The organism is Daejeonella sp., assembly GCF_036405355.1.
GTDB lineage: Bacteria > Bacteroidota > Bacteroidia > Sphingobacteriales > Sphingobacteriaceae > Daejeonella.
The window spans coordinates 25,047-36,698 of the sequence record NZ_DASWXT010000063.1; the positions used below are offsets into that span (position 1 = coordinate 25,047).

Annotated in this window: 8 protein-coding genes; 7 read left to right on the forward strand and 1 reads right to left on the reverse strand. The window is 40.2% G+C overall.

The genetic code is table 11. From position 1 onward, the window contains the following. Nucleotide 1 precedes the first annotated feature (1 nt). The 5 genes from VGE44_RS08060 (at nucleotide 2) to kdpA (ending at nucleotide 7,780) form a co-directional block, all read left to right on the forward strand. The gene (locus VGE44_RS08060) at nucleotides 2-1,417 is read left to right on the forward strand and encodes an efflux transporter outer membrane subunit (protein WP_331077762.1); all 1,416 of its coding nucleotides are present in this window, start codon (nucleotides 2-4) and stop codon (nucleotides 1,415-1,417) included. Between the two features lie 194 nt (nucleotides 1,418-1,611). Then, nucleotides 1,612-3,492 carry a serine hydrolase domain-containing protein gene (locus VGE44_RS08065; RefSeq protein WP_331077764.1) on the forward strand — a complete coding sequence of 627 codons (1,881 nt, stop codon included), beginning with the start codon at nucleotides 1,612-1,614 and terminating at the stop codon, nucleotides 3,490-3,492. 768 nt (nucleotides 3,493-4,260) lie between these two features. Beyond that, nucleotides 4,261-5,601 (forward strand): sigma-54 dependent transcriptional regulator, encoded by a 1,341-nt coding sequence (locus VGE44_RS08070; protein ID WP_331077774.1) that lies wholly within the window; start codon nucleotides 4,261-4,263, stop codon nucleotides 5,599-5,601. Nucleotides 5,602-5,892: 291 nt separating this feature from the next. Next, entirely contained in the window at nucleotides 5,893-5,970 is a 78-nt protein-coding gene (locus tag VGE44_RS18430; RefSeq protein WP_414649298.1) for a potassium-transporting ATPase subunit F, read from the forward strand. A gap of 91 nt (nucleotides 5,971-6,061) precedes the next feature. Next, a complete protein-coding gene (kdpA, locus tag VGE44_RS08075; protein WP_331077766.1) occupies nucleotides 6,062-7,780 on the forward strand; it encodes a potassium-transporting ATPase subunit KdpA in 1,719 nt (572 codons plus the stop codon). A gap of 79 nt (nucleotides 7,781-7,859) precedes the next feature. On the opposite strand, the gene VGE44_RS08080 is transcribed toward kdpA, so the two are convergent. After that, on the reverse strand, nucleotides 7,860-8,231 hold the full coding sequence (locus VGE44_RS08080; RefSeq protein WP_331077768.1) for a four helix bundle protein: 372 nt from the start codon (nucleotides 8,229-8,231) through the stop codon (nucleotides 7,860-7,862). 134 nt (nucleotides 8,232-8,365) lie between these two features. Here VGE44_RS08080 and kdpB point away from each other — a divergent pair, with 134 nt between their 5' ends. Together kdpB and VGE44_RS08090 are read left to right on the forward strand one after the other, a co-directional pair. Next, the gene (gene kdpB / locus VGE44_RS08085) at nucleotides 8,366-10,396 is read left to right on the forward strand and encodes a potassium-transporting ATPase subunit KdpB (protein WP_331077770.1); all 2,031 of its coding nucleotides are present in this window, start codon (nucleotides 8,366-8,368) and stop codon (nucleotides 10,394-10,396) included. 361 nt (nucleotides 10,397-10,757) lie between these two features. Continuing rightward, nucleotides 10,758-11,333 carry a K(+)-transporting ATPase subunit C gene (locus VGE44_RS08090; protein ID WP_331077772.1) on the forward strand — a complete coding sequence of 192 codons (576 nt, stop codon included), beginning with the start codon at nucleotides 10,758-10,760 and terminating at the stop codon, nucleotides 11,331-11,333. Nucleotides 11,334-11,652 lie beyond the last annotated feature (319 nt).

The following is an 11,652-nucleotide window of genomic DNA, read 5'->3' on the forward strand; positions in this document are numbered from 1 at the left end:
TATGAAAAAGAATACAATTATCATCTATATAAGTTTTCTGTTCCTTCTGCTGATCAGTGCGTGTAAAGTTGGCAAAAACTACCAGCGGCCAGACCTTTTACTGCCGAAGGAATTAAGCAATGTTTCTTTTGCGGATACCAGCAGTATTGCAGACCTGAAATGGAATGAGTTTTTCACAGATACTACCCTGCAGCGGCTGATTGATAAGGGTATCCGTGAAAATTATGATTTGCAGTTAGCGATTAAACGAATCGATATTGCCCGGCAGCAGCTAATGCAGGCTCGTTTACTTATGGTACCACAGGCAAATGTATTGCTGGGAGCGCAAACGAATCGTCCTTCAAAGAATAGTGTGAATGGTTTAAGTACCAGCACGTTTTTAGGCAAAGATCATATCGAAAATTATAATGCTGCTTTGAATCTGTCGTGGGAGGCTGATATATGGGGTAAGATCCGAAGGCAAAAAGAAACAGTACTGGCTCAGTACCTTCAGAGTACGGAGGCCAAAAAAGCTGTACAAACTCAACTGGTATCTGAAATATCCAGTGCTTATTATAATCTGCTGATGCTTGACAAGCAGCTTTCCATTGCCCGTAAAAATCTAAGTCTCAGTGACAGTACCCTGCAGCTTACAAGATTGCTGAAAGATGCCGGTGAGGTTAGTGAGCTAGCCGTTCAGCAGGCAGATGCCCAGCGCCAGACCACTGCACTTCTGGTGCCACAGTTGCAACAGAATATCAGCCTGCAGGAAAATGCTATACAGATATTAACTGCAAGCCTGCCTGGCTCTTTATCAAGACATACTATCGACCACTTGGCGGAGTCATTGAAGCCGTTGTCAACAGGTTTACCGCTTGCATTGATAAGTCGGAGACCAGATGTCAGAGCAAATGAACTCGAACTTGTCGCTGCTAATGCCTATGCAGGTGTAGCACAAGCGAATATGTATCCTTCACTGGTTATAGGTGTTTCGGGCGGACTTGAAAGCTTTAAGGCAAGTAATTGGTTTAATATTCCCAGTTCCCTCTTTGGTGTAGCCGGAGCGTCTCTTCTGCAGCCTGTTTTTCGTAGCCGTAGCCTGAAAACGCAATATGAAACAGCCAAGATCCAACGTGAGCAGGCGGTTTTAGTATTCAGGAAGTCAGTTTTAAATGCTCTTGGAGAGGTATCCGATGCTTTGATTCAGGCTGAAAAGTTAACTGAGCAGGAACAGATCGCTTCTGATCGTGTAAACACGCTTCAGGGAGCTATTAAGAATGCGCGCTTACTGTTCAAAAGTGATTTAGCAAATTACCTGGAAGTGATTACAGCGCAAAGCACCGTGTTGCAGGCGGAACTGGATCTTGCTTTGATTCATCGCCAGCAATTGGTGGCAAATGTGGAGATTTATAGAGCCCTGGGAGGAGGGTGGAAATAATAATTGTTATTAATCTTAATATCAGGTTCTTTGATTTCATTCATTATGCCCGACTCTTTGTTCCTGAATGCGGGTATTTGGATAAATTATCTTTATTTTTTACTTTTAAATAAGATACACTGCTTGGATTATTCTTTCTCAAACTATACCGAAGTCCTGCGCAAACCTCTTAGCTAAAGCTTAATAAGCATTCGATGCCTGGAAAGTATTTCGTTTATATCATTTTCTTTTTAATACTGTTTAAGGCTGGATTAAGTTTCGGAAATGTCGCTGGTATTTTGAAAGATACAAGTTCCGATGTCAGATTGAGCAAATTAAAGTCTGACATAGAAAAGGTAGTTGGGAGGCATAAGAATTTAGCCGCTGGTATAGCCTTGCTCAATGAAAATCGTACTATTTGGGTTTCAGGGGTCGGGAATGACAAACCTAATCATCCAGCTTCCGAAAACACCATGTTCAGGACAGCTTCGGTCTCTAAAATGCTTGTTGCACTTTCAATCCTTAAATTACAGGAAGAAGGCAAACTAAAGCTCAGCGATAAGATTAAGGATATTATTCCGGAAGTTCAGTTTGAAAATCCCTGGGAGTCAACTGATCCTGTCAGGATTGTGCATTTACTGGAACACACCAGCGGATGGGATGAGATACATTTAGTTGAAATGACCCATAATCAGACTCCTCCGATTCCCCTTAAACAAGCACTCGAATTTCACACTCATTCAAGAAAATCAAGATGGGTGCCAGGTTCCAGAATGGCCTATTGTAATTCGGGTTATGCAGTTGCAGCTTATGTAATTGAAAAGCTGAGTGGTATGAGGTATGAAGACTATGTCAGGAAATCGATATTTCAGCCCCTGGGCATGAATCATTCCTCCTTTTTAATGGATAAGCAATATGAGAAATGGGGCGCTCAGATGTATAATTGGGCGATGCAGAAAGTTAGTTATAAACATGAACTCTACAGACCTGCTGCTTCATTAAATTCCTCGGCAGCCGATATGGCTAAAATTGTGAGTTTACTTCTTAAGCATGGTGCTTTAGATACAATACAGTTCCTTAGTAAGGAATCTGTTCTGCGAATGGAATCTCCTAAAAGTACACCTGGTGCATTGTCAGGTTTGCAGCAGGGCTACGGTTTAGCTAATCGCAGCAGCTACTATAAAGGTTTTACCTATCAGGGGCATGATGGAGCCATGGATGGAGGTTTATCTGAACTTGCTTATCTGCCAAATAAAGGACTTGGACACGTGATCCTGCTTAATGCCAATAATGGCTCTGTAATGCAGGAGATATCCACTTTAATCCGTGAATTTGAAACAGAAGCCCTTCAGCCTGCCGCTTATGAAAATACCAGTTATAAAGGAGACATTAAAGTTAACGAAGGCTATTATGTGTCAATAAATCCAAGAAGTCAGAACCGCTTTTATCAGGATTTGATCCTCAACATTGAACAGCTTGAGGTATTTGATGATCGTGTGACCATGTCCTGGATAGTTCCCGGTCCCAAAAGAACCTATTACCCGGTTTCGGCAAATCAGTTTAGGTATGAAAATACGAATAAGATAGGTTTAGTTGAAGCAATTGATCCTATAGCAGGAAAGGTGCTTTATACTGATACAGCAGTACTTCAACCTATTTCTGTTGTAAGGGTTTTTGGACAACTCTTTATCCTCCTGATCTGGGTATTTATGATGGTTTCTGTATTTCTATTGACATTAATTTTACTGCCACTCGGTTTCATAAATTATAAAAAATATGCAGGTGCTTTAAGGCTGACCTTACCTGCAACGATAACGAGCATTTTCATGTTATCTTTAATTATCCTGTCAAGGATTCCTATTCCTGGTTCAGATCTTCTATTGTCAAAACCCAGTGTATTATCAGTCAGCTTTCTAATTTTATCAGTTCTTTTTGTAATAGCTGCAGGCTGGTCTTTGCTGGATGTTTACAGAGTAAAAAAGCAAGCGGGAGGCAGGTTGATTTTTTGGGCGGCACTGCTGTTGTCGTGTCTCCATACCTTAGCTGCTATTTATCTGATTGCCCTTAATGTGATACCATTTGTTAGTTGGGCCTAGTATCTGAAGCTTTGCTTAATCCCATTTCCCAATTCCATTCAAACAATATTATTATTTATCGCCTTATGGATCACTGAAAAATTATCCAGGTGTTCAGCATCATTATTAATTGTCTGCTTATACTGCAAAATAGCCTGTCGGGATTTCATTTTCTTAGTATCTGTTTTTTTTTTTTCATTTTTTCAATGATTCTGAACAGGAAAATGAAAATTGTTTATTTTTACTTAAACGAAAATCTCGCCCTCCTGATTTACATTCCCGGTATCAAATTCTTTCGTGTTCTGTTCGGCTTATGACTGTACCATGCTATCCTCATATCTATAAAGGATCTGAGAAAGATCCGAGAAGTATGCGGGAGACATCCATGAAGGATTCGGGTATTTCCCGAAGCTGTCTCGGAACTGTCTCGGAACTGTCCCGGAACTGCTAATAAGATTGTACGAACAATTCTCCCACCGTTCCGGGAGGAATTGGGTCAGTTTAATTAGTTTGAATTGTTGAATGGGCTTTCAGGGAGAATATTTCTTTAAAGTTAAAAAGCTTTAAGGAAATATGAAAATCTGAGGCATCCGGTCTACTTATGTCCGGTTTTAAACTACCGTAATAGCCTATTTGAAATTAAGATGTTTTTGACAGATTTCCAAATGAAATATTCAGTGTCCATATCTCCAACACTAACAAGATAAGCCGGACCCATTCTGGAGACCGATTGATCAGGACTATTTGAACTTATCCCAATAAAAGACTTACTTTGTTCAAAAAAAGCTTATCAAAAAGATCCTTATTATTGATGATGAAGAGCGCCTTCGCGCTTTAATTTCCAGAATTCTGGGGCTGGAAGGGTATAAAGTTTATCAGGCAGGTGACGGGAAATCAGGATTAGCACTTTTGGAAAAGGAAGACATCCCTGTGGTTTTAAGTGATGTGAAGCTACCAGACTTTAATGGTGTCGACCTGGTCACTAAAATCAAAAAGATCGATCCATCCATTGAAGTGATCAATCTTACGGCTTTTGGTAAAATTGAAGATGGTGTTCAATCGATAAAGAATGGTGCTTTTGATTATATTATTAAGGGCGATGATAATGATAAAATAATTCCATTGGTTGCCAAAGCAATGGATAAGGCTTTGCTGCAGCGCAAAGTTCAGCAGCTGGAAAGAACCCTTGAAAAGCGATTCGGATTCGATTCGATCATCGGGAATTCTGATGAAATTCAAAGTGCTAAATATCTTGCTCAAAAAGTTTCCGGTACAGATACTACTGTCTTATTATTGGGCGAAACGGGTACAGGAAAAGAAATTTTCGCCAAGGCCATTCATTTTAACAGCAACAGGAAGGATCAAAACTTTGTAGCTGTGAATTGCAGTGCTTTCAGCAAGGATATTCTTGAAAGTGAACTTTTTGGTTATAAATCAGGGGCATTTACCGGAGCATTAAAAGATAAAAAAGGTTTATTTGAAGAAGCGGATCATGGAACGATCTTCCTTGATGAGATTGGGGAAATGAGTCTTGATCTGCAGGCTAAGCTTTTAAGGGTTTTGGAAGATGGAACATTTATAAAACTCGGGGATACTAAAACTACCAAAACCAATGTCCGGATTATAGCGGCTACAAACCGCGATTTAGAGCGTGAAATCAGTCATGCAGCTTTCAGAGAAGACCTTTTTTATCGATTATCGGTTTTTACAATTCAGTTACCAAGTTTGAATGAACGTAAATCTGATATTTCGCTCCTTACCCACTACTATGTTGAGCAGTTTGCCAGAAAACTTAATAAGCCCGTACCTGAAACTGATAATTCATTTATATCAAAACTTCAAAATCATTTGTGGAAGGGGAATATCAGAGAGCTGAAAAATGTGATTGAACGCGTTTTAATTCTTTCAGATTCTGCTGTATTAACTTCGAATGATTTGCCTTTTAACAGTGAAAGAGATTCTTTAGCCGACACAACTACTACTTTGGACCTCGCAACTATGGAGAAATTGCATATTCAGAGAGTGCTGAAGCTTACCTCCGGAAATAAAACAGAATCGGCCAAATTAATGGGTATCGGACTTACTACACTTTATAGAAAAATTGAAGAGTATAAAATATCGCTTGATTAAGTATTAAATTCTTTTCATAATGAAAAAGAAACCCTTCCATTTTGGAAGGGTTTTTTGTTTTATATAGTTTTTAATTTTTAGTAAAATAACAGTAAGTTATTGAATATTAAATAGTTATAAAACTGTTCTGCTTTTTGGCATCCGGATGGTATATGAGACAGAAAAAGATATGCTTATGATCCTTCTCTTAATTGCCCTGATAATATGTATGTGGCTTTTTATCAAATCAATTATCTGGTTCGAAAAAATTTGATCCTTCGCTTTTGCTCAGGACTATAAATAACAAAAACTATGCTTTCATTATTCATTATCTCAGTAGTAGTATTCATATACATGGTATATGTGCTGCTTAAACCGGAGAAATTCTAATTGGAAATAGGAAATAGGGAATAGGCAATGGAACTAAACGCTGCCCTATTACCTATTTCCCATTTCCTATTCCCCATTAAAAACAATAAACATGAACACAGAACTACTCGGAATAATAGCTACCTACCTGCTTACGCTGCTGATCGCTATTCCTTTAGGTAAGTACCTGGCAAAAGTATTTGCCGGAGAAAAGACCTGGACTGACTTTTTAAAACCCCTTGAGAGTGGGATCTATAAACTCTCCGGAATAAATCCAAAGGAGCAGATGAACTGGAAGCAGCACATGAAAGCGATGCTTACCATAAACTCTGTCTGGTTGATCTACGGATTTTTTACACTTATTTATCAGGATAAACTTCCTCTCAATCCGGATGGAAATCCAGGAATGAGCCCGGATCTATCTTTTAACACGATTATCAGCTTTGTTGTGAACTGCAATCTGCAGCATTACTCCGGGGAAAGCGGACTTACCTATTTTACCCAGCATTTTGTAATCATGTTTTTGCAGTTTGTGAGTGCAGCTACTGGTATTGCATCTGCGGTGGTTTTATTTAAAGCTTTCCGCGATAAGACATCAAGCACTTTGGGTAATTTCTGGGAATTTTTCGTCAAATCAATTACCCGTTTGCTTCTTCCCTTGTCAATCATTATGGCATTGATCCTCGCATTTAACGGTACACCAACCAGTTATGAGGGAAAAGATCAGTTCATCTCTGTTCAGGGAGATACAGTTAACGTTTCCAGAGGCCCGGCTGCGGCTATGATAGCCATCAAACATTTAGGTACCAATGGTGGAGGATACTATGGAGTCAACTCTGCTCATCCCTTAGAAAATACTAATTATCTGACTAATATGGTGGAAATGATCGCTCAGGTTATCATTCCTATTGCAATGATCATCGCTTTCGGATTTTTTATTCGCAGAAAGAAATTAGCATGGACCATTTTCGGAGTCATGACTGTAGGGATGCTCATGCTGCTTATCCCATCTGTTATCACTGAGTTGGGTGGAAGCCCGGCTATCGAAAAAATGGGAATCTCGCAGAATACAGGTGCTATGGAAGGAAAGGAAGTAAGATTTGGACCCGCAGCATCAGCTTATTGGAGTACCGTAACTACCATTATTTCTACCGGATCTGTAAATAGTATGCATGATAGTACAATGCCACTTACAGGCTTAATGCAAATGCTCGGAATGATGATCAATTCATTCTATGGGGGAGTTGGGGTAGGTATTTTAAACTATTTCATCTATCTGATCATTGCGGTATTCATATCCGGTCTGATGGTAGGACGAACACCAGAATTTATGGGCCACAAAGTAGAAGCCAGGGAAGTAAAGATCGCGGCGATAATAACACTTTTAAGTCCGTTTTTAATTCTGACAGGAACAGCATTAGCCACCTATACCTTTACTAATCACGGAGATGCTGCATGGGCTGTCCAGCCACAGAATTGGTTAAATAACCCTGGATTTCACGGATTTTCAGAGATGTTGTATGAAGTAACATCATCGAATGCAAACAATGGGTCCGGATTTGAAGGTCTTGGCGATAATAACGTATTCTGGAATGTAATGACTGGCTTTGTATTAATAATTGGGCGATTCCTTCCAATAATTGGCCCGGTTGCAATAGCCGGGTTGCTTGGCGCGAAACAATTTATCCCGGAATCTGCCGGTACTCTGAAAACGGATACCATGACCTTTGCACTGATGACCATGGCAGTGATATTGGTGCTGAACGCTCTCTCTTATTTTCCGGCACTGGCATTGGGACCGATTGCGGAATATTTTACGATGGTTAGGTAGGAAATGGAAATGGGAAATAGGAAATTGGAAATGGAGGAAGGATAATCCAGATAATAATTTACTCCCTATTTCCTATTTCCTATTCCCTGTTCCCCATTCTCCTCTTAACAGCATTAATAAACCCTAATAATAATTTAAATATGATATTCAAATCATCTAATACTGAATCGCATTCTAAAGGGTCAATAAAGCCAAGATCTTTAGATAGGAGCAATAGTGTATCGAGTTCACTTGCAGAACCTAGTGCGATATACAGAAATTGTAAAAGTTCTTTATCTGACCGTCTTGCTGAGCCTTCTGCGATATTCAAAGGAATCGAAATTGCGGCACGCCTTAATTGTGAGGTAATCCCGTATTTCTCTGCAGGTGGAAAAGAAGCGGTAAACAAATACAGTTTTGTGACGAGTGTAAAACTTTTTTTCCAAACTTCCAGATTTTGGTGCGGCTTCATAAATCTTCACAATGACCTCAGCAATGTACATTCGAAAGTAAATTCTTTTCTTACAGATTTAGTGCATGGTAGTAATTATCAATTTACCGGTAAATCTCCCATTCCCTATTCCCCATTTCCTATTCCCAATCCATATGAAAACTCAATCCAATAAATTATTCGAACCTGCTTTAGTGCAAACTGCATTGAAACAGTCATTCATTAAGCTTGATCCAAGGGCAATGATCAAGAACCCGGTTATGTTTACCGTAGAGATCGGTACACTGATCATGGCTTATGTAACTATCTATTCTATAAGTAATGCCGGACAGGGTTCTCCGGTATATAACTTCTTTATATTTTTTATCTTATTACTTACACTTCTGTTTGCCAATTTCGCCGAAGCTATTGCTGAGGCGCGTGGTAAAGCCCAGGCCGACAGTCTGCGTAAGACACGTGAAGATACACCAGCCAAAGTATTGCTGAGTAACGGAAGTGTTGAAACCCGCTCTTCCAGCCAGTTATTAAAAGGTGATGTATTTATCTGTGAAACAGGGGATACCATACCGACTGACGGTGAGATCATTGAAGGTATCGCCACAATAGATGAATCGGCTATTACCGGGGAATCTGCCCCCGTGATTCGTGAGGCCGGGGGTGATAAATCATCTGTGACCGGGGGTACCAAAGTACTCTCAGATGAGATCAGGGTACAGGTAACAACCCAGCCAGGGGAAAGCTTCCTGGATAAAATGATTGCGCTGGTAGAAGGGGCATCACGTCAAAAGACACCTAATGAGATTGCCTTAACCATTTTGCTGGCAAGCTTTACACTGGTGTTTATTATTGTATGTGTTACTCTAAAGCCTTTCGCTGATTATGCCCATACACCTATTACGATTGCAGCTTTGATTTCATTGTTTGTATGCTTAATTCCTACAACAATTGGAGGTCTCTTATCTGCGATCGGTATAGCCGGGATGGATAGGGCGCTGAGAGCGAATGTGATTACCAAATCAGGAAAGGCAGTTGAAACTGCTGGTGATATTGATGTATTACTTCTTGATAAAACAGGCACAATTACTATTGGTAATCGTAAAGCAACTAATTTTTATCCTACCGCAGGTACTGTAATGAAGTTTATAGATGCCTGTGTTTTAAGCTCGCTTTCTGATGATACTCCCGAAGGGAAGTCTATCATGGAGCTAGCCAGGATACAGGGTTCCCATGTGATTCAAACTGCACCCGAAGGTTCTGAATTTATCAAATTTACAGCAGAAACACGTTCAAGTGGGATCAATACTCCCGACGGACGCCGGATCAGGAAAGGGGCTTTTGATTCGATAAGAGATATCGTCCAAAAGGCTGGGAACTCCTTTCCACAGGATATAGAAGAACAGGTAAAAGTCATAGCATCAAATGGTGGAACCCCACTGGTGGTTTGTGAAAACGAGCAGGCTTTAGGTGTGATTGAACTTCAGGATATTATCAAACCAGGCATCAGTGAGCGTTTCGAACGCCTCCGTAAAATGGGTGTAAAAACGGTTATGGTAACCGGCGATAATCCCCTTACTGCTAAATATATTGCAGAAAAAGCCGGTGTTGATGACTTTATCGCTGAGGCAAAACCCGAGGATAAAATGAACTACATCAAAGAAGAGCAGGCTCTTGGAAAGCTTGTAGCTATGATGGGTGACGGAACAAATGATGCTCCTGCCTTGGCTCAGGCTGATGTTGGTGTTGCGATGAACAGCGGTACACAGGCTGCCAAAGAAGCCGGTAATATGGTTGACCTTGATAATGATCCTACCAAGTTAATTGAAATCGTTGAAATTGGTAAGCAATTGCTGATCACCCGGGGAACACTAACTACATTCTCTATAGCCAATGATGTGGCAAAGTATTTTGCGATTGTCCCGGCCTTGTTCATTGCCTCCATTCCTGCTTTGCAAAGCCTGAATATTATGGGACTGCATAGCCCGGAAAGCGCAATCATGTCTGCTATTATTTTCAATGCTATTATTATCCCAATCCTTATACCATTGGCCTTGAAAGGTGTTGCTTACAAACCGATTGGCGCCAGTGCCCTGTTGCGCCGGAACCTGTTCATTTATGGCCTTGGTGGTGTTATCGCCCCGTTCATCGGGATTAAGTTAATTGATGTGGTTGTGGGATTATTTGTTTGATTGGGGGATGGGAATAGGGAATAGGGAATAGGAAATAGGGAATAGGAAATAGGGAATTGGAAATAGGAAAAAGGCAATAGGGAAAAGGAAATAGAGAATAGAGAAAGGAAATACTTCATACAGCGTTTAGATCCATTTCCAATTCCCTATTTCCCATTTCCAAAAACGAAATAGGTAATAGGAAACCGGAAATAGCACAGCGTTCAGTCCCATTTCCCCTTTCCCATTCTCAAAAACGAAATAGAAAATGGGAAATAGGAAATAGAGACCAGGAAACCGGAAATAGTACAGCGTTTAGATCCATTTCCCATTTCCTATTTCCAAAAAAGCTTAGTTATCGTTAAATTAAAATATAAAGACAATGAAAAAATATATTTTACAATCTATACGTCTCACGCTGGTACTTATGGTACTACTGTGCGTAATTTATCCTTTGGCTATAGTCTTTGCTGGTAAGTTTTCAAAAGGGAACGGAGGCGGAGAAAAGATCACCCGCTATGGGAAAGTTGTGGGCTATGCCTTAATTGGCCAGTCATTTACCAATCCCGAATATTTCTGGGGAAGGCCCTCGGCAGTGGGCTATAATGCCGCTGGTTCTGCCGGGTCAAACAAGGGTCCGTCAAACCCTGATTATTTGAAAGATGTGGAAAATCGGATTGACACACTGCTCAAATATCACCCTGGTTTAAACCGTGCAGATATTCCGGCTGATCTTGTAACAGCATCCGGGAGCGGACTGGATCCGGATATCTCAGTTGATGCAGCTAATATCCAAATAAAAAGAGTTGCAGCCTTTCGTAAGATGGATGAAAAGCAGCTAAGAGACCTTGTTAAACAAAATACACAAAAACCACTTTTTGGATTATTCGGCCCTGCATCGGTTAATGTGTTGAGGTTAAATTTGGAACTGGAGAGGGGAATAGGGAATAGGGAATAGGGAATAGGGAATAGGGAATAGTACAGCGTTTAGTTCCATTTCCCATTCCCAATTTCCCATTTCCTAAAACAAATAGCAAATCGGAAACGAGAAATAAGGAATAGCAAATCGGAAGCCGGAAATAATACAGCGTTTAGTTCCATTTCCAATTTCCCATTTCCAAAAACAAATAGCAAATAGAAAACGAGAAATAAGGAATAGCAAATCGGAAACCGGAAATAATAAAGCGTTTAGTTCCATTCCCAATTTCCCATTTCCAAAAACAAATAGCAAATAGAAAACGAGAAATAAGGAATAGCAAATCGGAAACCGGAAATAA